The organism is Frigoribacterium sp. MEB024 (genome assembly GCF_000878135.1).
GTDB lineage: Bacteria > Actinomycetota > Actinomycetes > Actinomycetales > Microbacteriaceae > Frigoribacterium.
Genome location: NZ_JXQZ01000041.1, coordinates 1 through 20,941 on the forward strand (window position 1 = coordinate 1; position 20,941 = coordinate 20,941).

Annotated in this window: 24 protein-coding genes; 7 read left to right on the plus strand and 17 right to left on the minus strand. The window is 71.2% G+C overall.

Features of this window, described 5'->3' with window-relative positions; translation table 11 throughout:
• Positions 1–169: 169 nt before the first annotated feature.
• A complete protein-coding gene (locus SZ60_RS09810) occupies positions 170–652 on the plus strand; it encodes a glutathione peroxidase (protein WP_043595560.1) in 483 nt (160 codons plus the stop codon).
• A gap of 18 nt (positions 653–670) precedes the next feature.
• Here SZ60_RS09810 and SZ60_RS16485 read toward each other — a convergent pair whose 3' ends face one another.
• Both SZ60_RS16485 and SZ60_RS09820 read right to left on the minus strand, forming a co-directional pair.
• Positions 671–2,158, minus strand: coding sequence for a signal peptidase I (locus SZ60_RS16485; protein WP_052505295.1), 1,488 nt, complete (start codon positions 2,156–2,158; stop codon positions 671–673).
• A 118-nt stretch (positions 2,159–2,276) separates the two neighbouring features.
• On the minus strand, positions 2,277–2,966 hold the full coding sequence (locus SZ60_RS09820) for a hypothetical protein (RefSeq protein WP_231567107.1): 690 nt from the start codon (positions 2,964–2,966) through the stop codon (positions 2,277–2,279).
• A 187-nt stretch (positions 2,967–3,153) separates the two neighbouring features.
• Between SZ60_RS09820 and SZ60_RS17225 the strand changes: the two genes are divergently transcribed.
• Positions 3,154–3,702 carry a MarR family winged helix-turn-helix transcriptional regulator gene (locus SZ60_RS17225; RefSeq protein ID WP_052505296.1) on the plus strand — a complete coding sequence of 183 codons (549 nt, stop codon included), beginning with the start codon at positions 3,154–3,156 and terminating at the stop codon, positions 3,700–3,702.
• Between the two features lie 115 nt (positions 3,703–3,817).
• Here the strand turns inward: SZ60_RS17225 and SZ60_RS09830 are convergent, their stop codons facing one another.
• From SZ60_RS09830 to SZ60_RS16915, 3 genes are read right to left on the minus strand one after another with little or no spacing between them, the layout of a single operon-like run.
• Positions 3,818–4,657, minus strand: coding sequence for a hypothetical protein (locus tag SZ60_RS09830; RefSeq protein WP_231567108.1), 840 nt, complete (start codon positions 4,655–4,657; stop codon positions 3,818–3,820).
• 2 nt (positions 4,658–4,659) lie between these two features.
• The gene (locus SZ60_RS09835) at positions 4,660–5,787 is read right to left on the minus strand and encodes a DNA adenine methylase (RefSeq protein WP_231567109.1); all 1,128 of its coding nucleotides are present in this window, start codon (positions 5,785–5,787) and stop codon (positions 4,660–4,662) included.
• A gap of 19 nt (positions 5,788–5,806) precedes the next feature.
• Positions 5,807–7,258 (minus strand): GAF domain-containing serine/threonine-protein kinase, encoded by a 1,452-nt coding sequence (locus SZ60_RS16915; protein WP_043595563.1) that lies wholly within the window; start codon positions 7,256–7,258, stop codon positions 5,807–5,809.
• A gap of 201 nt (positions 7,259–7,459) precedes the next feature.
• Here SZ60_RS16915 and SZ60_RS09845 point away from each other — a divergent pair, with 201 nt between their 5' ends.
• The gene (locus tag SZ60_RS09845; protein WP_043595629.1) at positions 7,460–8,110 is read left to right on the plus strand and encodes an NADPH-dependent F420 reductase; all 651 of its coding nucleotides are present in this window, start codon (positions 7,460–7,462) and stop codon (positions 8,108–8,110) included.
• Positions 8,111–8,210: 100 nt separating this feature from the next.
• On the opposite strand, the gene SZ60_RS09850 is transcribed toward SZ60_RS09845, so the two are convergent.
• Complete coding sequence (locus SZ60_RS09850) at positions 8,211–8,636, minus strand: DUF4307 domain-containing protein (RefSeq protein ID WP_043595564.1); 426 nt, start codon at positions 8,634–8,636, stop codon at positions 8,211–8,213.
• A gap of 138 nt (positions 8,637–8,774) precedes the next feature.
• Complete coding sequence (locus tag SZ60_RS17230; protein WP_156155566.1) at positions 8,775–8,945, minus strand: hypothetical protein; 171 nt, start codon at positions 8,943–8,945, stop codon at positions 8,775–8,777.
• Between the two features lie 356 nt (positions 8,946–9,301).
• On the opposite strand from SZ60_RS17230, the gene SZ60_RS09855 reads away from it, so the two are divergent.
• On the plus strand, positions 9,302–10,102 hold the full coding sequence (locus tag SZ60_RS09855; RefSeq protein ID WP_052505297.1) for a GDSL-type esterase/lipase family protein: 801 nt from the start codon (positions 9,302–9,304) through the stop codon (positions 10,100–10,102).
• On the opposite strand, the gene SZ60_RS16500 is transcribed toward SZ60_RS09855, so the two are convergent.
• The gene (locus SZ60_RS16500; protein WP_052505298.1) at positions 10,099–10,917 is read right to left on the minus strand and encodes a septum formation family protein; all 819 of its coding nucleotides are present in this window, start codon (positions 10,915–10,917) and stop codon (positions 10,099–10,101) included. The two genes, SZ60_RS09855 and SZ60_RS16500, sit on opposite strands and share 4 nt — an antisense overlap.
• A 180-nt stretch (positions 10,918–11,097) precedes the next feature.
• On the opposite strand from SZ60_RS16500, the gene SZ60_RS09865 reads away from it, so the two are divergent.
• Entirely contained in the window at positions 11,098–11,370 is a 273-nt protein-coding gene (locus SZ60_RS09865; RefSeq protein WP_043595633.1) for a hypothetical protein, read from the plus strand.
• 36 nt (positions 11,371–11,406) lie between these two features.
• Positions 11,407–11,835: a hypothetical protein gene (locus SZ60_RS09870; RefSeq protein ID WP_043595565.1), complete on the plus strand. Its 429-nt coding sequence runs from the start codon at positions 11,407–11,409 to the stop codon at positions 11,833–11,835.
• Positions 11,836–11,898: 63 nt separating this feature from the next.
• Here SZ60_RS09870 and SZ60_RS09875 read toward each other — a convergent pair whose 3' ends face one another.
• The 8 genes from SZ60_RS09875 to SZ60_RS09900 form a co-directional block, all read right to left on the minus strand.
• Positions 11,899–12,798: a MerR family transcriptional regulator gene (locus SZ60_RS09875; RefSeq protein ID WP_043595567.1), complete on the minus strand. Its 900-nt coding sequence runs from the start codon at positions 12,796–12,798 to the stop codon at positions 11,899–11,901.
• Between the two features lie 134 nt (positions 12,799–12,932).
• Positions 12,933–13,538 (minus strand): potassium-transporting ATPase subunit KdpC, encoded by a 606-nt coding sequence (kdpC, locus tag SZ60_RS09880; protein ID WP_043595568.1) that lies wholly within the window; start codon positions 13,536–13,538, stop codon positions 12,933–12,935.
• A 31-nt stretch (positions 13,539–13,569) separates the two neighbouring features.
• Positions 13,570–15,717 carry a potassium-transporting ATPase subunit KdpB gene (kdpB, locus tag SZ60_RS09885; protein WP_043595635.1) on the minus strand — a complete coding sequence of 716 codons (2,148 nt, stop codon included), beginning with the start codon at positions 15,715–15,717 and terminating at the stop codon, positions 13,570–13,572.
• Positions 15,718–15,719: 2 nt separating this feature from the next.
• Positions 15,720–17,393 carry a potassium-transporting ATPase subunit KdpA gene (gene kdpA, locus SZ60_RS09890; RefSeq protein ID WP_043595570.1) on the minus strand — a complete coding sequence of 558 codons (1,674 nt, stop codon included), beginning with the start codon at positions 17,391–17,393 and terminating at the stop codon, positions 15,720–15,722.
• Positions 17,393–17,482: a K(+)-transporting ATPase subunit F gene (gene kdpF, locus SZ60_RS17235; RefSeq protein ID WP_071257733.1), complete on the minus strand. Its 90-nt coding sequence runs from the start codon at positions 17,480–17,482 to the stop codon at positions 17,393–17,395. The genes kdpA and kdpF overlap by 1 nt, the downstream gene beginning before the upstream one ends.
• Complete coding sequence (locus SZ60_RS17240) at positions 17,479–17,619, minus strand: hypothetical protein (protein WP_156155567.1); 141 nt, start codon at positions 17,617–17,619, stop codon at positions 17,479–17,481. The genes kdpF and SZ60_RS17240 overlap by 4 nt, the downstream gene beginning before the upstream one ends.
• A gap of 208 nt (positions 17,620–17,827) precedes the next feature.
• The gene (locus SZ60_RS09895; RefSeq protein ID WP_043595571.1) at positions 17,828–18,454 is read right to left on the minus strand and encodes a DUF1349 domain-containing protein; all 627 of its coding nucleotides are present in this window, start codon (positions 18,452–18,454) and stop codon (positions 17,828–17,830) included.
• A 33-nt stretch (positions 18,455–18,487) separates the two neighbouring features.
• Positions 18,488–18,910, minus strand: coding sequence for a MerR family transcriptional regulator (locus tag SZ60_RS09900; protein ID WP_043595572.1), 423 nt, complete (start codon positions 18,908–18,910; stop codon positions 18,488–18,490).
• 95 nt (positions 18,911–19,005) lie between these two features.
• On the opposite strand from SZ60_RS09900, the gene SZ60_RS09905 reads away from it, so the two are divergent.
• A complete protein-coding gene (locus SZ60_RS09905; RefSeq protein WP_043595573.1) occupies positions 19,006–19,971 on the plus strand; it encodes an arsenic resistance protein in 966 nt (321 codons plus the stop codon).
• Here SZ60_RS09905 and SZ60_RS09910 read toward each other — a convergent pair.
• A complete protein-coding gene (locus SZ60_RS09910; RefSeq protein WP_197073539.1) occupies positions 19,959–20,828 on the minus strand; it encodes an NAD-dependent epimerase/dehydratase family protein in 870 nt (289 codons plus the stop codon). The two genes, SZ60_RS09905 and SZ60_RS09910, sit on opposite strands and share 13 nt — an antisense overlap.
• Between the last annotated feature and the right edge of the window lie 113 nt (positions 20,829–20,941).

The following is a 20,941-nucleotide window of genomic DNA, read 5'->3' on the forward strand; positions in this document are numbered from 1 at the left end:
GGGGGCGAGGGGGCGAGGGGGCGAGGGGGCGAGGGGGCGACCGTGGGGATGGGACAGGTGGCCGCCGCACAGAGCTCGCGGCGGGACGGGGCTGGAGGGAACGGCGGCGCGACCGGGCAGGCTCGCGCCGGCGAGCGGACTCGCAGCGGGCGGGCCTACCGTCGGACGCATGACCCTCGACGACATCACCCTGACCACGATCCGCGGCGAGTCCACCACGTTCGGCGCCTACGCCGACAAGGTCGTGATGGTCGTGAACGTGGCCTCACGCTGCGGCCTCGCCCCTCAGTACGAGAAGCTCGAGGCGCTGCAGAAGCAGTACGGCGAGCAGGGCTTCACGGTGCTGGGGTTTCCCAGCAACCAGTTCTTCCAGGAGCTCTCGAGCGGCGAGGCCATCGAGGAGTACTGCTCGGCGACCTGGGGCGTGACCTTCCCGATGATGGAGAAGGTCAAGGTCAACGGTCGCGGTGAGCACCCGCTCTACACCGAGCTCAAGAAAGCCGCCGACGCCGACGGCAAGGCCGGCCGCGTCAAGTGGAACTTCGAGAAGTTCGTGATCACGCCCGGCGGCGCCGTGCACAGGTTCCGTCCGACGACCGAGCCCGACGCCCCCGAGGTCGTCGCGGTCATCGAGGAGGCGCTGGCCGGCTGACCGGGCGGCCGCCGTCGGTCAGCGGCCGGCCGCGTACCGGGCCTGGACGGCCGAGGCGGTCTGGGCCGAGTTGTTGTAGATCGTCGTGCCGTCGACCGAGCCGACGAAGAAGCCGTTCGTGGGAGCCGAGGGCAGGCCGCCGAGCGGGGCGTAGCCCACGCGCCAGTAACCGGCGGCCGTCTGCACGGTCTTGTTCGTGGTGTCGGTCACGACCGCGACACCGTCGACGTAGACGACCGTGCTCGTGCCCGAGAGGGTGGCGACCACGTGGTGCCAGGCGCCGTCGTTGTACGAGGCCGGGGTCGTCGTGGCCTTGGTCGTGCTCGAGGTGGGGCGCACGCCGAGGGCGATCTTGCCCGCCGTGGTCAGGTAGAGCGCACGGTCGGCGGTCGTGTTCGTGCCGGTCTGTGCGGCGGTGAACGCGGCCAGGGTCCCTCCGGCGGCGCTGGTCGTCCGGAACCAGGTCTCGATCGTGAAGGCGGCCTGACCGGTGAGGTTGACCGCCGTCGTGACCTGGCCGGTGCCGTCGAGCTGCAGGTAGGGGCTCTGGTTGGTGGCGCACGAACCGGCGACGAACGTCGCCCCGCCGCTCAGGGTGCCCACACGGGCGAACGAGCTGCCGTCGGCCGTGGTCGTGCCCGACGTCTCGTTGTACGGGAAGCCGTACGAGGTCTGCGAGTTGTAGGTGTCCTGCAGGCAGTCGTAGTTCCCGGCACCGAAGCTCGACGTCGGGTTCGCCGTGGGCGCGGCGAACGCCGCGTGCGCGCCGCCCGAGACGACGAGGGTGAGTGCGAGGCCGCCACCGATCGCTGCCAGGCCGATCGCGCCTCCTGCGGTCCGGAGGCGACGGAGGCGCCGCTCGCGTCGGCGCTGCACGCGGCGGCCGGCGGGGACGCTCACCCGCGGCGACGCGGGGCGTTCGTCACGGTCGTCACGCAGCAGGTACCGGTCGTTGCGGCTGAGCAGGACGACGAGGATCAGCAGTCCGCCGGTGACCAGCAGGTGGCCGTACTGGTGGCCCGCGGCCCAGACGAAGGGTGTTCCGACGTAGGGAACGCGCAGGAAGCCGACGCCGATGACGGCGCTGCGGTCGATCGGCGTCGAGTCGACGCTCGGGTTGGCGTCGCCCTTGGTGACGATCTGCCCGGCCTGGCCGTTGTCGTGGTAACGGTGCAGCCGCAGGTGCCCGGCCTGGTCGGGGTCGTCGAAGAGGAGGACCTGACCGCGGTGCACGTCGGACGCCGCCACGGGCTTCGCGACGACGACGTCGCCGGGGTGGATGCGGGGCTCCATCGAGCCGGTCATCACGGTGGTCGGGCTCCAGCCGAGGGCGGCGGGGGCGGCCGCGTAGACCATCAGGCCGAGCAGCGAGTACAACACGACGCGTGACGCGGTGCCGAGGGCCAGGCGCGTCCAGTCGAGCCACGAACGAGAGGCACCCAGGGGCACGGTGATCGAGGCCGCGGCTGCGGCGGCGGGCCGTAGCTTCAGGTCGATCGTGCTCATGGGTGCCTCTGCTCGGGGGATGCGGATGATGCGGTGTCGGGCCGCCTGATGCGGTGGTGCGGTGGTGCGATGCTGCTGCGGTGTCGCCGTGACGCGGGGGTCAGCCGCGGGACGGGCCTCAGCTGTTCTGGGCCTCCCAGGTGAGGCCGAGGCTCGCGGTGCCGCCCTGGGTCGTGTTGGGGGCGGTGTTCGAGACGGTGTAGGTCACCTGGTAGGTGCGGGTCTCGGACGCGGTGCCGGTGGGGGCCCAGGTGCCGACGCCGTTGGAGTAGTTGGTGTAGCTGGTGCCGAAGGCGGCCAGCGTGCCGCTGTAGAGGCTCGAGCCCGACGAGAGCGGGGTGAAGCCGGTGCACGAGCCGAAGCCGCCGCCGGTGCCCTGCACGACGCTCAGCGTGATGTTGGACGCGAGGTTGTTGGTCGTGGCGGCGCCCGTGCCGTAGAGCTTGACGGCCGAGGCGAGCGAGCCGGTGCTGGTGACGGCGATGCAGTTGCTGCCGGTCTGGCCGGGCTTGAGGTTGGTGGCCGTGAAGAGCGCGGTGTTGCTGTCGTCGTCGGCGAGGGCGACGGTGCCGGCGGTCCAGTTGCTGGTGGGGTTGACCGTGGTCGACGAGAAGGCCGAGTACGACGCCGTCGAGACGACGATGCCCGAGGCGACGAGGGCGGCGGGGATGGCGATCCAGGCGGCGATGCGGGCGATGCGGGGCGTGGGACGGGACATGGTGTGCTCCAGGGCGAGAGGGTGGAAGAGGGGGATGTCGGGGGCCACCCCGGCGAGGTGGTTCAGGGGCTTCGCCGGTGAGAAGCTCACCTCCCGAACCGTTCTGGTTTCGAGTGGTCGTTGTTCTCAAGTGGTACGACAGTCAAATTACTTGGAACTTGAGAGGCACGCAAGGCGAACCATGTCCCCAGTGGTGGGGGTGTCACGATCGTCGAGATTCTTGTTGACTGAGCCGGTGCCATGGACGGCACGCCCACACGCGTCACGGAGGACCCTCTTGTTCGTCTCCCCACCCCGGGCCGACCCCGGCCTCACCCCCGAGCCCGGCCTCGCGCCCAGCCCCGGCCTCACCCCCGACCCCGGCCTCGCCCCCGGCGACCTCGGCCGCCTGCTCGACTCGTTCCGCCTGCTGATGCTGAACCACTCGCGCGTGCTCGACCACCAGGGCGACCTCTTCGGCCTGGGCGACACCGACATCCGGTTCCTCTTCTACGTGTGGGCCACCGGCGACCTGGTCACCCCCAAGCGCGCGGCCGAGCACCTCGACCTGTCGTCGGGTGCGATGACCAACCTCGTCGACCGTCTCGTCGACGCCGGGCACCTCGACCGGCGGCGCAACCCCGACGACCGCCGCAGCGTCATCGTCAGCCGCACGCCGCGCGGCGTGGAGGTCACCACCGCCATCGCGAGCGCCTACGCCGCCGCGTTCGCCGAGGTCGTGCCGGCGTCGGGACACGGCGCCCTCGCCGACACGCTGCTCGACCTCGGCCGGGCGTTCGACCGCCACGGCGTCGGCGCCGTCGACGCTCCCCACGCCGCCGCCTGACCGGCCTCGGCCGCGGCGCCGGGCGCCAGAACGGGCGAGTCCGTGACGGACGGGCGAGCGCGACGGCCCGTCGACGACGAACTCGCCCGCCCTGGCCACAGGTCGCGGCCGCGGCCTACGGGATGAGGCGGCGCAGGCGTGCGGCGTCGGCCAGGTCGGCCCGGAAGCGGTCGAGCGTCGACAGCGTGTAGAGCCCGTCGATCTGCTGGTCGACCCAGAGCTGGTGGATGCGCTTGAGGTCGGCCTGGCGGCTCTTCCAGCCGATGCCGTCGATCACGGCCATGACGGTCTGTCGCGGCAGCCGGACGTCGGCCATCTCCTCGATCTCGCGCACGGCGTCGGTCAGCTTCGAGCCGGTCGAGTCGAACCCCTTCGCGGCGACCACGATCGCGGGCTCCTCCGCCGAGGGGATCACGAGGTCGCACGGCGCCGTGCGGTTCGCCCGACCGGTGAACCTCGTCCGCGTGCCGCAGGCGAGTCCGAGGTCGCGGGCGATGGCCTCGATCTCGTCCTCGAGCCTCCGCCCCGACACCCCGGCCCGGATCGCCGACGCCCGCGTGCCGGCCCGGGCCGACAGCAGGTCGCCGAAGTCGTACGTGCGGTGCCGCTGCGACGCGACGAGGCGCACGAGCTCGAACTCGTCGTCGAGGTGGGCGACCAGCTCGTCGGCTCGCCCCCGCGCGAGCGTCAGCCAGCTCGGGGTGTCGAAGGCGTGCCGCAGCGAGTTGCGCAGCTTTTCCTGCGACAGCCCGACGGCCAGGCCGAGGGCGGGCACCCACGCCGGGTGCTGCCGGGTCCACTCGGCCAGGTGGTCGCGGTCGACGACGGGCAGCTCGCCGAGGCTCGCCGCGGCCCGGCCGAGGTCGGTCGCCGCCGCCGAGGGGGCCGTGGGGTCGACGTGCGGGGTCATGCGGCCGAGCGACGCCACGTACTCGTCGAAGGTGGGGATCGTCACGGTCAGTCCCTCCCGACGAACACGTACTCGGTGGCCGCCGTGCGGGTCGCCGTGCGGTGCGTGCCGAAGCTGTAGGTGTGGTCGACCACGCGCACCTCGACGTGCGGCTTGACCGTGCGCATCAGCTGCTCGATGCGCTCGCGGCTCGGCACGGCGTTCGACGAGTACGACAGCACGAGCGCCCCCGCGTCGGAGAACTGCTCGAAGGTGCGCACGAGGGCGTCGTCGACCGTCCGCGGGTAGGCGAACGGCGTGAACAGCTTGGCGATCTTCTTGGTCTTGGTCTCGGTCATGATCGTCTGCCCCCGCCAGTACACGGCGAGCCCCTGCAGGAAGTGGTACCGCTTCATGTAGTCGGCGTCGTCCCGAGGAGGCGCGTAGGGCGGATCGAGGTACACCAGGTCGGCGGGCGGTCGCCTCAGATCGGCCACGTCGCCCTCGACGGCCTCGTGCGCGAGGCCGTCGTCGAACACGGTCGCGCCGTAGGCCCGGACGGCCGCCCGGAACTGCTCGGCCATGGTCATCCGCAGGTCGCGGCGCCCGTCGTCGTACCGCGCGCCCGTGAAGGTGAAGACGCCCCGGGGCTGCTTGCGCGCCGCGGCGAGCACGAGGCCGGCGATCGCCAGGTCGCGCTCGGCGCCGTCGAGCCGGTCGACGTGCGACCAGGCCGAGTCGAGGAACGCCCGGTCGTCGGCCGAGAAGAACACGCCGTCGAAGGTGCGGCGCACGACGTCGCGGTCGTCGGCGGGCGGGCCGCAGATCTCGTCGACGAGGTCGTCCGACAGCGTCGTCGACCCGTTGACGACGGAGGCGCGGGCGATGACCGCGGGGAACGCCAGGAAGTCGTTGCTCACGACCCGGCGACCCTCCGCCTTCATCAGGTACGAGACGACGCCCGACCCGCTGAAGGCGTCGATCGCGGTCGCGGGCCGCACCGCGCCTCCTTCGCCTTCGGGGTCGTCGGCCGACACGGGCGCGACGCTCGAGAAGACGTCGTGCAGCACGGGCAGAAGCGCGTACTTCGAGCCCATGTAGCGCAGGCGGGGGAAGGCCGCGACGCGGGCGGGCACGGAGGCAGCCACGGGGGCGGCGGCCTCGCTCGCGACGGAGGGCACGAGCTCGACGGTCACCGGGCAAGTCTGCCGCACGTCAGCGGTCGGACGGGCTCCGGGTGCGGGAGTCGAGGTCGACGCGCTCGGCGTGCGGGACGCTGCCGGTGGTCGTGCCGGCGATCCGCAGGCTCTCTTGTCGCAGCTCGAGCTGGGCGACGACCAGCGCCGCGAGGTCGGCGAGGTTGGCGACCTGCTCGTCGCTGGCCGTGCCCGGCTCGCGACCGATCACCGAGAGGGTGCCGATCGTGTGGCCGTCGCGCCGGGTGAGGGGCACGCTGACGTAGAACCGCATGCCGAGCGGACCGGTGACCAGCGGGCTCGATGCCACACGACGGTCGGTGGCGGCATCTTCGATGACCAGCGGTTCGGACGAGTGGACGGCCCCGAGCGAGAGGTCGATGTGCCGGGCGATGTCGCCCACGGCCGGGTCGTAGTGGGTCGTGAACCACGTGCGGTCGTCGTCGATGACGGTCGCCAGGGCGATGGGCGCCGAGAACAGGCGGGCCGCCATGGCGGTGACGCGGTCGAGCGCCTCGTTGGGCAGGGTGTCGAGCACCTCGCTGTGGTCGAACGGCTCGGTGTCGCCCCCGCGCATCGAGCCGTCGCCGGTCGACAGGTCGCCCACGGCGTCGCGGTGCTCGGTCGTCTCGGTGATGACCACGTCGCGCATCATCGCGACGAGCTCGGCCCGCGTCGGCCGTTGCGCGGGATCGCGGCTGGTCATGGCGCGCAGGGCGTGCCGCCAGTGCTCGGGCAGGGGCTCGGGCAGCACCGGGTCGCGCGACAGCCGGGCGACGGCGGACTCGACGAGCGATCCCGGGAACTCGCGCCGGCGGGTGAAGCACTGCAGCAGCACGAGGCCGAGGCTGTAGACGTCGCTCGGGGGGCCGACCTCGCCACCCACGGCCTGCTCGGGGCTGAGGTACGCGGCGGTGCCGGTGGTGACCCCCTCGGCGGTGAGTCGTTCGACGTCCTCGGTGAGGGCGATGCCGAAGTCGGCGAGCTTGGCCCGGGCACGGGCGGCCTCGTGGTCGCCGTAGTCGACGAGCAGGATGTTCGACGGCTTGATGTCACGGTGCACGACCGAGTGGCCGTGGATGTAGTCGAGCGCCTCGGCCATGTCGTAGCCGATCTCGGCGATGTGTCGCGCGGCGAGCGCTCCGTGCCGCAGACGGTCTTCGAGGTTGAGCCCGGCGATCAGCGGCATCACGAGGAATCGCTGGGGACCGTTCGGCCCCTGCTCGACCCCCGCGTCGAAGAGACCGACGAGGCCGTGGTGCTCGAGGCTCGACAGCACGCCGAGCTCGGCTTCTTGTCGGGCCGGGTCGACCATCGCACTGTGGAAGACCTTGATCGCGACGGTGCGGTTGAGGCTCTCGTCGACGGCCTTGTAGACGGTCGCCATGCCACCCCGGCCCACGACGGACTGCAGGCGGTAGCGCTCGGCGAGGACGCGATCGAGCGCGTCGTCCTGCTGTGGCGCGGCCATCGCCTCCCCCTCGTGACTGGTGTGGGGTCCATCCTGTCGCATGCGGGGCGATCTCGTGACGGTCCGGCGGATGACGATCGCATCACGACGAGGTCACGCCCACCGCCCGGGGACCCAGGCGCGAGCGGACCGGACCTTGCGATGCCCTGGGAGAACGCCGTCGTCGGGAAGGCATCGGGCGGGCCATCGGTTGCGTTGCGCATGACAACCTACGGAATCATCGGAGCAGGCAACATCGGCAGCCAGGTCGCCCGGGCGGTCATCGCCCACGGGCACGACGTCGTGATCAGCAACTCGCGCGGGCCCGAGACCCTCGCCGACCTCGTGGCCGACCTCGGCCCGAAGGCCCGGGCCGCCACGGCGACCGAGGCCGGTACGGCAGGCGACGTGGTCGTCGTCACCGTCCCCCTCAAGAACGTCGACCAGGTGCCGGTCGAGCCGCTCGCCGGCAAGACCGTGATCGACACGAACAACTACTACTTCGAGCGCGACGGTCACATCACCGCGCTCGACGAGGGCACCGACACGACCGCCGAGATGCTGCAGCGCCACCTGCCGACCAGCACGGTCGTCAAGGGCTTCAACCACATCCCGGCCGCCGACATCACGACCGACACCGCCCCGGCCGGCACCCCCGACCGCCGCGCCCTGGCCACGTCGAGCGACTCGCCCGAGGCCGTCGCCCTGATGACCGACCTCTACGACGAGCTCGGCTTCGACACCGTCGACGTCAGCCCGCTGTCCGAGAGCTGGCGCGTCGAGCGCGACCGTCCGGCCTACGTCGTGCGCCAGACGAAGGACGAGCTCGTCGCCAACCTCGCGAAGGCGAACCGGGTGCCGCAGGCCTCCTGACCCGGCCGGGCGGTGACGCCGCCCGACGAACGCGACCCGCGCCTCCTGCAGGAGGCGCGGGTCGCGTCGTTCGTGGAGGTGTCGGCGGCCTCGCGACCGGTCAGGGCACCCAGCAGCGGTAAGCGGAGCCGGTCACGGCACGCTCGCTCGTCACGAGCGAGGTCGTGTAGGTCTGGGTGAACGTGTCGACGGCGGGCAGGTCGACGACCTTCCACCCGACCACCGCGCGGTTCTCGTTCAGCGCCTGCACGGCGCAGGCGACGTCCGTGCCGCCCGCGACGTTGATCGTGTACTGCACCCGGACCGCGTCGTCACCCGCGACGGTGAACCCGTAGTGGCTCACCTCGAGCTCGGCCGAGTCGCCGTCGAAGGCGACGAGCACGACCCAGGCCGCGACCACGACGGCCACGGCGGCGCCCGCGACGAGGGCGATCAGTCGCGATCGACGGGTCCGGCCCGGCCGCCGACCGTACCGACTGTCGAGCCGTGAGGCCGGATCGGCGCGGGCCGGGTCGAGGGTCTGCATGGCGTCAAGGGTAGGAGGCGCCGGCTCGGAACCGTATGGACGTCGCGTCCCTGCGGGGTCAGGCCGCGTCGGCCTCGAAGAGCATCGACAGGTCGATGGGTTCGGTGGGGGCGAGTTCGACGTACGTCAGGTCGTCGTTCACAGGAAGAGCCCATTGCTGAGGAAGAGGGCGGCGACGAGGCTGGCGCTGGCACCGACGGCCGCCGTGGCGATGACGAAGAGGGTCGCCTGGCGTTCGGTCTCGCGGACCTCGGAGAAGGGGCTGCTGCCCGTGTCGGTGCGGCGACGCGACGGCGTGAGGAGTGTCATGGTGTGTCCGTTCTCGGCAGCCCTGTGCTGCCTGCCCGTGATGCTGGTCCTGAGTCGGCCGCGACTCGGTCGCGGCCCGCACCGCCCGTGAAGTCGGTACACACGAATGAAACCATGGGTTAGTTAGTCCATCTAGCTACTCGGCGAGGCTGTTCGCATTGCGGACAGTGCGTGCCTCCCGCAGCCCCTCGGTCACACCTCGGTAGCCCCTCCCGGCCCGGAATCCAGCCGGTTCGCACCGGCCCCTCCCCCAACGGGGGCCTGTCCTCCTTTGGGGGGACCGGCAGACTGTCCCGGGCCTCAGGACGAGGCCGACGGAGGCCGAGCCTCCTGCACTGCACGGATTGCGAACACACATGCCCCTGGTCGAGACCCCGACCCCCCGCCGACACGGCCGCCTGATCGCGGCGGTGGTCCGGGCCACCGCGCCTCTCTTCCACCTGCACCTCGCGCTCTACCGGCGCGAGGTGGCCCGGGCGCCCTACCCCCGCGACGCCCGCCGCATGACCGTGGACGGCCCCGACCCCGACCGCCTGCTCTTCGTCGGCAGCATCGCCGTCGAGGGGTTCGGCGTGCTCGCCCACGACCTGACCTGCGCCAGCCAGACCGCGCGCCTGGTCGGCTCGGCGCGGGGCCGTGGCGTCACGTGGCGCGAGGTCTCGGCACCCGTGCTGACGGCCGCCGAGGCCGCCCGGGTCGAGCTGCCGGCCGGACGCGCCGACGCGGCCGTGGTGCTGCTCGGCATCTGCGACGTCCTGCTCGCCACGAGCGGCTCGTCGTGGGAGGCCTCGCTCCGTCGCCTCGCCGTCCGGGTGCGCGAGACGGCCGGCCCGGACTGCCGCATCGTCTACGTCGGCATCCCGCCGATGGCGGAGTTCCGACCGATCCCGCCGGTCGCGAAGCGTCTGCTGACGCGGCAGATCGAGCGGCTCAACGCCCTGACGGCCCGGGTCGCGCTCACCACGCCCGGCGCCTCGTGGGTGCCGTTCCCCGAGTGGCGCTCGGAGGGGCAGTACCACCAGGAGCTCCTGTCGTGGGGCACCATGCACCGGCGGTGGGGGCAGGCGATCGCGCCGACCGTGGTGACGTCGCTGGTCGGCGCCGAAGCCGCCGACACGCCCTGCGAGAGCGGCGCCGGGTCCGGCGTCCCGGCCTAGACGCCCGAGTCCGCCAGGCTGCCGACGCGGGTCGTGCCGTAGGTGTACGCGTAGCAGACGACCGAGCGCTCGCCGTCGTCCCACCCCTTCTCCGTCGGGGCGAGCACGCCGTAGTCGGCGAGGGACTCGTCGTACGAGGCCCCGACGTAGTCGCCGAAGGCCGCGTCGCAGAGGGCGGCCGCCTCGTCGAGGACCTCATAGCCGCCGGGGAACGCGCCGCCGTCCAGCTCGTCCACCAGGTAGGCCTCCTCGTCGTGGGCCTCGTCGCAGGAGGCCGTCTCGACGTCGCCCGTGCCCTCGCGGCCGAGGTCGCCGACGGTGAAGCAGGTGCCGACGTCGAGGCCGTCCACGCTCGTCACCCCCGAGAAGTCGAGGGGGTAGAGGTAGTCGCCGTAGACCGCGTCCGAGCCGAAGTACGTGGTGGGGTCCTCGTCGGCGTACGACGAGCCGTCGTCGTAGCCGTAGCCCGCCGACCCGCCGGCGAGCGACATCCCGCCGAGCAGGCCGGCCCCGCCGCCGACGATCAGGGCGACGACGGCCGCGCCGACGATCGCGAGGACCCACGGGGTCTTCGAGGGCTGCACCGGCAAGGCGGGGAGGAAGGCAGGAGGCGCGGCGTAGGGGTCCTGCGTCGGCCACGGCTGCCAGGGCGCCTGGGCCTGGGGCTGCGACTGGGACGGCCAACCGGACGGCTGCTGCTCGGGCTGCGGCCAGCCCTGCGACTGCGGCTGCTGCCCGGGCTGCGGCTCGGGCTGCTGCCACCCCTGCGGTCGGGGCTGCTGGTCGGGCACGCCCGGCTCGATCGGTGTGCTCACGGTCGTTCCCCTTCGTCGACCAGGCCGTCGGATCACCGGGTCACGCCGGATCATATCCAGCGCCGGGCATCCCGCTCGACCCCCTGTCCGGGAAGACGGTCGTGATCTGGTTGCCCGCCCTCTCGGCCTGACCTACACTCGATCCGTTCGAACACACGTTCGAACGTGCAGGAGGACGACATGAGCACCCAGACCACCCACGAGCCCGTCGCGCTGTGGTTCGAGCGCGACCTGCCGGCGCGGCTGGTCTGGTCGTGCCGACGGTGGCGGGTGAGCGACACCCCGACCGAGCTACGGGTCGAGCCGGCGGTCACGCCCGCCTTCATCACGCACCCGCCCCGGCGCTTCGTCGGCTGGCGCTTCCAGGCCACGGACGACGACGGCACCACCCACATGTTCGAGGTCGTCCTCGGCGCCGACGGCGGCTGGGTGCTCGGCCGCGTCTACGACTGAGCCGGGACGACGACGAGCGACTGCGAGGATGACGTCATGACGGACCCCCTGCTCGAACGCATCGAGCGCTACATGGCCAGGTCACCGGTGAGCGAGTCGTCTCACCTCACCGCCTGGGCCCGGACGCTCGCCCTCGGCGAGCTGGTCCGCGTCCTGAGGACGGACGAGCCCACCGACGTCGGAGTGCAGACCCTCGAGTCGCAGCTGCGGCTCGCAGCGACGATCACACGGGACTGCGGCGGGGGCCTCGAGGTCGCGGCCTCGCACCACGATCGCCTCGCAGCCGATCTCACCGCCGTGCGACCGGATGCGGATCCGTACTCTCCCGTCCGCAACGCCGCCCGCGCCCATCGCATGGCGGCGGCCATCTGCCGTGGTGATCACTCGGACCTGCGCCGCTTCGCCTCCCACCCGAGGCACGGGGCCGACTACACCGCGGCGCTCCGGTTGCCGCCGGCCGAGTGACGGCCGGTCGTCGATCTGCCGGTAGGCGTCGGAGCGCATCGCTGCCCTGTCGAACGGCCTCGTTCAGGACGTCGGCGCCGCCGGCGCCCCGAGCTGCAGCGTCAGCTCCATGCACCGCAGCTGGGCCGGGGAGAACTCGTAGGGCATGCTCCTGATGACGTCCGCGGCGCTCCTGGCCTGGGTGGCCACGGCCGGGTCGGGACCGTTCTCCGCGTCGGCGCCTGCGATCGGATGGAACTCGTCCCAGGTGTCGAAGATCGCGTCGTCCTCCTCGAGCTGACCGGACACCTCGATGACGCGCATGAGCTCGGTCTCGAAGGCATGCCGCTCGGCGGCGACCTGCGCCACCCGGGGATCGTCGACGGCGACCGTGTCGTCGAGCGCCTCCTCGGCGGCGTCGACGCGGTCGGACTCGGCCCGCAGCTCGGGGTGGAGGGCCAGGACGAGGAAGCGGCTCGCCTGCAGGACGGCGCCGAGCGGACCGAAGATGCGCTCGGTGACCAGGAGGGTGTCCAGGTCGTCCTGACGCAGCGAGCCCCCGGGTGCGGCCTCGAGGCGGCCGGAGACGATGTCGTCGAGCAGTCCCAGGCGGCTGCCGAGGGTCCGCATGCGCTGCACCGAGGCACGCTTCCTCCGCAGCTCGGCCTCCTGCGCGGCAAGGGTGTCGTCCAGGCGCGCGAGGACGTCGGCGACCTCGTCCTCGTCGCCGGCACCACCCGGTGCGGTGTCGGTGAACGCGTCGCGGATGTCGTCGAGGGCGATCCCGGCGTCGGCCATGCGTCGGATCCAGAGCAGCCGGATGATCTCCGCGTAGCCGTAGCGGCGGCGGCCGTCGCCGCCTCGCTCACGCTCCGGGAGCAGGCCGACCTGGTGGTAGTGCCGGATCGCCCGCGGAGTGGTGCCGACGAACGCCGCGGCGTCGCCGATCAGGACCTGACGGGGCGGGGTCGGGAACGGATGCATGGCGGACCTCTCGAGGCGGGACGGGGCAGGCGGTACGTCGAGCAGACCACATGACGTAGCGGCAGGTGCAACCCGGTCGAGGCTGAGTCGGGACCGCTTCGAGCCTCTTCCGGAGCCGCCCCCGTCTCACGGTCTCAGCGTCCCGTCCCGGCCAGGGCCGCGTTGAGCTCGAGCACGTTCACGGTGGGCTCGCCCAGGTAGCCGAGGTCGCGGCCCTGGGTGTGCTCCTCCACGAGCGCCTCGACGTCCGCGACCGGCAGGTCGCGCGCCGCGGCGACCCGCTCGACCTGGATGCGCGCGTACTCGGGGCTGATGTGCGGGTCGAGCCCGGACGCGGAGGCGGTGAGCGCGTCGACGGGGACGTCCTCCGGGGCGACGCCGTCGCTCTCGGCGATCGCCGCCCGTCGCTCCTCGACGGCGGCGACGAGGTCCGGGTTCTCGGGCCCGTAGTTGCTGCCGCTCGAGGCGGAGGCGTCGTAGCCGTCACCGGCAGCCGAGGGCCGCGACTGGAACCACTCGGGCAGGGCGGCGCCGTCGGCGTCGGTGAACGACTGCCCGATGAGTGACGAGCCGACGGTCTCACCGTCGACGCGGACGGCGGAACCGTCCGCCGTGCCGCCGAGGACGAGTTGGCCGACCCCGGTGACGACGGCCGTGTAGGCCACGCCGAGGACGACGGTGAAGACGAGCATCGCGCGGAGGGCGACACCGTACTGGCGGAGCAGGGTGCGGGTGTTCATGGTCTCTCTCTCGTTCGTCGTCTGCGTCGGCTCAGAAGCCGGGGAGCAGGCTGACGATCAGGTCGATGATCTTGATGCCGACGAACGGGGCGACGACGCCGCCGAGTCCGTAGACGAGGAGGTTGCGCGACAGGATCGACGACGCCGACGCGGCGCGGTACGTCACGCCCTTCAGGGCCAAGGGGATGAGCACGACGATCACGAGCGCGTTGAAGACGATCGCCGAGAGGATCGCCGAGGCCGGCGACGACAGCTGCATGACGTTCAGCAGCCCGAGCCCCGGGAACACCCCGGCGAACATGGCCGGGATGATCGCGAAGTACTTCGCGATGTCGTTGGCGATCGAGAACGTGGTGAGCGCGCCACGGGTGATGAGCAGCTGCTTGCCGATGCGGACGATGTCGATCAGCTTCGTCGGGTCGCTGTCGAGGTCGACCATGTTGCCGGCCTCCTTCGCGGCCGAGGTGCCGGTGTTCATCGCGACACCGACGTCGGCCTGTGCCAACGCGGGGGCGTCGTTGGTGCCGTCGCCGGTCATCGCGACGAGCGCGCCTCCTTCTTGCTCCCTTCGGATGAGGGCGAGCTTGTCCTCGGGCGTGGCCTCGGCGAGGTAGTCGTCGACGCCGGCCTCGGCCGCGATCGCCTTGGCGGTGAGGGGGTTGTCGCCGGTGATCATGACCGTGCGGATGCCCATGCTGCGCAGTTCGGCGAAGCGTTCGCGCAGGCCGGTCTTGACGACGTCCTTGAGGTACACGACGCCGAGGACGCGAGCGTCCGAGGCCGCGGTCTTGATCGCGACGACCAGTGGGGTGCCTCCGGCGTTCGAGATCTCGTCGATGCGGGTCTGCAGTTCGTCGTGCTCGGTGCCGGTGAGACGGCGGCCTTCCTCGACCCAGGCGATGACGGAGGCGCCGGCACCCTTGCGGATCTGCGTGCCGTCGGGCAGGTCGAGGCCGGACATGCGGGTCTGGGCGGTGAAGGGCACGATCTCGCCCGGTCGACCGTCGGCGTCGTGCCACCCCGTCGTCAGGGCGAGGTCGACGATCGACTTGCCCTCGGGGGTCGGGTCGCTGAGCGACGACCGGGCGGCGGCATCGACGAGTTCGGCCCGGGCGATGCCGTCGAGCGGCGTGAACTCGGCCGCCTGCCGGTTGCCGTAGGTGATGGTGCCGGTCTTGTCGAGCAGCAGCGTGGTGACGTCACCCGCGGCCTCGACCGCGCGGCCCGACATGGCGAGCACGTTGCGCTGCACCAGGCGGTCCATGCCCGCGATGCCGATGGCGCTGAGGAGCGCACCGATCGTCGTGGGGATGAGGCAGACCAGCAGGGCGATGAGCACGGGGATGCTCACCGACGCGTCGCTGTAGGCCGCGATGGGGTTCAGCGTCAGCGTCACGACGACGAAGACGATCGACAGGCTCGCGAGCAGGATGTTCAGCGCGATCTCGTTCGGGGTCTTCTGACGCGAGGCGCCCTCGACGAGGCGGATCATGCGGTCGACGAAGGTCTCGCCGGGCTTGCTCGTGATCCGTACGACCACCCGGTCGGACAGCACGCGGGTGCCGCCGGTGACGGCGCTGCGGTCGCCGCCCGACTCGCGGATCACCGGGGCGGACTCGCCCGTGATGGCCGACTCGTCGACGCTGGCGATGCCCCAGACGATGTCGCCGTCACCGGGGATCAGCTCGCCGGCGGTCACGACGACCGTGTCGCCGAGCGTGAGGTCAGCTGAGGACACGGACTCCGAGGAGGCACGCTCGGCACCGGCGTCGGAGGTCGCGTCGTACGAGACCACGCGCTGGGCGGTGGTGCTGGTGCGGGTCGCCTTCAAGGTCTCGGCCTGTGCCTTGCCGCGGCCCTCGGCGACGGACTCGGCGAGGTTGGCGAAGACGACGGTGAGCCAGAGCCAGACGGCGATGGCCCAGGTGAACGAGCCGGGGACGGGCGAGCCGCCCGAGGTCTCGGGACCGGTGAAGAGGCCGGCGATCGCGAGGATCGTCGTGTAGGCGGCACCGACCTCGACGATGAACATGACGGGGTTGTGCCACATCTCGCGCGGGTCGAGTTTGCGGAAGGCACCGGGCAGGGCCGCGACGAGCGGGGCGGCGCCGAACGCGCCTCCTCGCTTCGTCGGGGCCTGGTCGTGGTCGGTGGTGGGTGTGTCGGTGGTGATGGACATGGTCACTTCAGCCCTTCGGCGAGCGGTCCCAGTGCGAGGACGGGGAAGTAGGTCAGCGCGGTGATGATCACCGAGACGCCGGTGAGGAGGCCCACGAACTGCGGGCGGTGGGTGGGCAGGGTCCCGGCGGTGGCGGGGACCTTGTCCTGAGCGGCGAAGGAGCCGGCGAGGGCGAGCACGAGGACGATCGGGAGGAACCGCCCGAGCAGCATCGCGACACCGAGGGTGGTGTTGAACCAGGGCGTGTTCGCCGTGAGGCCGGCGAAAGCGGAGCCGTTGTTGTTCGCGGCGGAGGTGAAGGCGTAGAGCACCTCGCTGAAGCCGTGCAGGCCCGGGTTCCAGATCGACGTGCCCTCGACGTCGGCACGCACCGCGGGGATCGCGAAGCTCAGCGCCGTGAAGGCGAGCACGATGGTCGGCGTGAGCAGGATGTAGAGGCTGGCGAGCTTGATCTCGCGCGGCCCGATCTTCTTGCCGAGGTACTCCGGGGTGCGGCCGACGAGCAGGCCGGCGATGAACACCGTGATCACGGCGAGGACGAGCATGCCGTAGAGACCCGAGCCCACACCGCCGGGGGCGATCTCGCCGAGCATCATGTTGATCATCGGCATCATGCCGCCGAGGGCGGTGTACGAGTCGTGCATCGAGTTCACCGCACCCGTCGACGTCAGGGTCGAGGTGGAACCGAACAGGGTCGATCCCCAGATGCCGAACCGCGCCTCCTTGCCTTCCATCGCGCCTCCGGCGAGCTGGGTGGCGGTGCCGGCACCGCGGAGCTCGAACCAGGTCATGGCGGTCAGCGAGACGGCGAAGATCGTCGTCATGACGGCGGCGATCGCGACGCCCTGCTTGGTCGAGCCGACCATGCGGCCGAAGGTGCGCGGCAGCGAGAACGGGATGACGAGCATCATGAGGATCTCGAACAGGCTCGTCCACGGCGTGGGGTTCTCGAAGGGGTGGGAGCTGTTGGCGTTGAAGAAACCGCCACCGTTGGTGCCGAGCATCTTGATCGCCTCCTGCGAGGCGACGGGCCCGCCGGGGATCGTCGCGGTCCCTCCGGTGAGGGTCGTGACGTCGGTGAACCCGGCGACGTTCTGGACGACCCCGCCCGCGACGAGCACGAGGGCCGCGACGACGGCAAGGGGAAGGAGGAGGCGGACGAGCGTGCGGGTCAGGTCGACCCAGAAGTTGCCCAGCGTGCCGCTCTTCGCGCGGGCGAGCCCGCGGATGACGGCCACGGCGACCACGATCCCGACGGCCGCGGAGACGAAGTTCTGGACGGCGAGTCCGCCGAGCTGCACCGCGTACCCGAGGGTCACGTCGGGCGAGTACGACTGCCAGTTGGTGTTCGTGACGAAGGAGGCCGCCGTGTTGAACGACAGCCCCTCGGGGACGGCGGGGAAGCCGAGCGAGTAGGGCAGGAACGCCTGGAGGCGCTGGATCGCGTAGACGAACAGCACGCCGACGACGGAGAAGCTGAGGACCCCGCGCAGGTAGGCGGGCCAGGTCTGTTCCGCCGCGGAGTCGACGCCGATGAGGCGGTAGAAGCCACGCTCGACGCGGGCGTCCTTCGCCGTCGTGAAGATCCGCGCCATGTAGTCACCCAGGGGGCGGTACACGACGACGAGGACGACGACGACCGTGAGGATCTGGAGGATGCCGAACAGCGCGTCCATCAGAAGCGCTCGGGCTTCACGAGGGCGTACACGAGGTACGCCAGGGCGGCCACGGCGAGGACGGCGGCCCCGATGCTGAAGACGATCACAGCTTCTCGACCCCCTTCGCGACGAGGGACACCACTGCGAACACAGCGATGACGGCGAGCACGTACACGATGTCGAGCACAACGACTCCAAGGAGGACGATCGACGGGCCGGACGGCCCGGTGCCCGTCGTGGGCACAGCGAGTCAGTAGACACCTCGCCGCAGCGCCGATCGCGGGCCCTTACGAGTTCCCTACGCCGAACGGCGTCTTCCTCACGGACACCACACGCCCACCGGGGCCGAAGGGCTGCTCGGCCGCCGGACGGGTCGATCCTGCGATGCCCTCGGATCGGTACGGATGCGATTCGATGCGTCGTCGGTGATCAGCAGCGAGAAGAACGGTGGTTCACGACTCGTCACGGAAGTCGGTGATCGACCGCTCGACGAGGCGTGCTTCGTCGAAGACGACGTCACAGCCGTCACTCTGGGGTGACTGGGCCTCGAACCCGACCTCCAGCGGCTTGTCGCTGTGGGGAAGGGAGAACGCACGGATCAGCGTCCACCGTTCGCCGTCCACGGACGCGTGGAAGGCGAAGACCTTCCCCTTGCGAGAGACACGCAGGTGCACGTGGTCACCGGCGACGGTGAAGGCGTTGGCGTCGTCGGACACGAGGTTGTTGACGACACTGACGATCATGCCCTCCCCGCGTGGCGAGAACTCGAAGCAGAGCTTCGCCCACATCTCACGGTCGTGGCGCAGGAAGAGCACACCGGCATCGAACGTGCCGGCGAAGCGGACGCGGACGCGTGCGCTGAGCTGGAAGTCGCCGGCGGGAGCATCGGTGAGGAGCGTTGCAGCGTTGTGCAGCGTCGATGACGTGACCTGGCCGCCGTCGTCACCGCCCGGGTCGGTGAAGATGTCGGTGCCCGGGATGCTGGACACGCTGATGCTGCCTGAGGCAGCGTCCACCGACCACCCGTCGCCGGGGAACGGTCGGAACGGAGACTCGATGCTCGGGATCTGGATCGTCATGCGCTCACGCTAACGACGGTCGAGCACGCGCCTTCAGCCGACGCGGGCAACCACCTCTGCGCTGGCACGGAAGACGCACTCGGTCGAGCACCGCTCAGACCGGTCAGGGCACTCGGCCAGGTCGTGCTCGGCACGAGCAAGGCGCGACCGGAGTCGGTCGAGGCGGGCCTGTTTCTCCTCGATCTGACGCATCTGCTCGGCCAGGAGCGGCCGCAGCGCCTCTCGGACATCGGTGCAGGACGTCGACTCCATGGTGCTGAGGTGCGCGCCGATCTGATCGAGAGGCAGGCCGAGTTCCTTGCTCGCCTCGATCAGGTCGAGCCGGTTGAGCACGTCCGGGGTGTAATCCCGGTACCCGTTCTGAGCTCTGGCAGGGGTCAACAGCCCGATGGACTCGTAGTACCGGAGCGCTGTCGCGGAGACGCCGCTGCGCTTGCTGACCTCGGAGATTCGCACACCGCGACCCTAGAGCCGCCGCTGCCGCTTGACCTTCGAGCGGCTCGAACCTCTACCGTCACTGACGTGCCTTCCTCCTCGACACCGGTCCAGCCGTGAACGCGGTCGTTTCCTGGCTCGAACGCCGGCAGATCGGCCTCTACCTGGTGGCGATCGCGGCTGCCGGCGTGATCGGCCTCACCGTGCCGGGAGCGCACCACCTCGAGGGAGCGATCGAGCCCGTCCTCGGGCTGCTGTTGTTCGCGACGTTCCTCGGCGTGCCGTTCGCCGCGATCGGGCGGTCCCTCCGAGACGGACGGTTCCTCGCCGCGGTCGGAGTGCTGAACTTCGTCGTCGTCCCGCTCGTCGTGTTCGGGCTGTCGCGGTTCGTCGCGGACGAGCCGGCCCTGCTGTTCGGGGTGCTGCTGGTGCTGCTGACCCCGTGCATCGACTACGTGATCGTGTTCGCCGGCCTCGCCGGCGGTGCGTCGGAAAGACTCCTCGCCGCAGCGCCGCTGCTCATGCTGGCGCAGATCCTCCTCCTGCCGCTCTACCTGCTGCTGTTCATCGGCCCCGAGGGTGTGGCCGTGGTCGAGGTCGGGCCCTTCGCCCGAGCGTTCCTGCTGCTCATCGTCGTCCCTCTCGCCGCGGCCGGACTCGTGCGGGCCCTCGGCCGGCGACACCGCGCCGGTGCCCTGGTGGAGCGCACGATGCTGGGCCTCATGGTCCCGTTGATGATGGCGACGCTGTTCACGGTCGTGGCCTCGCAGGCCGGGGCCGTCGGAGAGTCCCTGGCGCAGCTTCTCGTGCTGGTGCCGCTCTACGCCGGATTCCTCGTCGTCATGGCGGCACTCGGCCTCGGCGTCGGCCGCGTCGCCCGGTTGGACGTTCCGGCCACGCGGGCTCTGATGTTCAGCGGAGCCACGCGCAACTCGCTCGTGGTCCTGCCGCTGGCGCTGGCCTTGCCGGCGTCGCTCTCGCTCGCGCCGGTCGTCGTCGTGACCCAGACCCTCGTCGAACTCGTCGGCATGATCGTCTTCGTCCGGGTCGTCCCCCGCCTCGTCCGGGGTCAGTCGGTGTAGTAGCCAGCTTCGAGGTCCCGGAGCAGCGTCGGGCCCGACGGTTCCCACGACACGAGCTGTCGGGTGGTGAGGGCGGACGCGGGCTGGTCACCACTGAGGAGGGCTCCGAACACGCCGAGCTGCTCGACGTCGACCGCCGCTGCGGGAAGGCCCGTCCGGGCGGCGATGACGTCGGCGACCTGACGCAGGGGAACGCCCTCCTCGCCGACGGCGTGCAGGACCGACCCTGCGGGTGCGCCCTCGAGAGCCAGGAAGAAGAGGCGAGCGGCGTCCGAGAGGTGGACGGCCGGCCAGCGGTTCTGCCCGTCTCCGACGTACGCCGCGACACCCAGCTGACGGTCCAAGCCGACGAGCGCCGCGATCAGTCCGTTCGCGTCGCCCTCGCCGTGCACCGAACGCGGCATGCGGACCAGTGCGGAACGGATGCCCCTAGCCGACAGGGCCAGCACCGCGGACGCCGTGCGAGCACGGGGCCCGGCGGGGCCCGCCGGGTCGAGCACGTCCGCCTCGGTGGCGACCCGGCCGAGGAGGATCGGGGTGCCCGAGGCGGCGACGAAGGCCTTGCCCGTTCCCTCGAGCGCGGTTCCGATCTCGGCGATCAGCTCCACCTCGTTGTCCACGGCCTCGTCGAATTCAGCGAAGTCGAGGGTGAACGCGAGGTGCGCGACGGCATCCGCCTTCGTGGCTTCGGAGACGATGAGGTCGTGGTCCCGCATGTCGCCGCGGACCGCGGTTCCGCCCGCGGCGACGATCTTCTCGGCGGACGCCTCGGATCGAGCCAGACCCGTGACGCAGTGTCCCGCGGCGATGAGCTCGGCGGTCAGGGCCGATCCGATCCACCCGGATGCTCCGGTCATGAAGACGTGCATGGTGTTCCTCCGTTCTCGGAGGCGGTGCCCGAGAGCCCGGCCTCGTCGAGTGATGTGACTTGGTAACATCACCGTATACGCGATGTGACCGAGTCGCATCA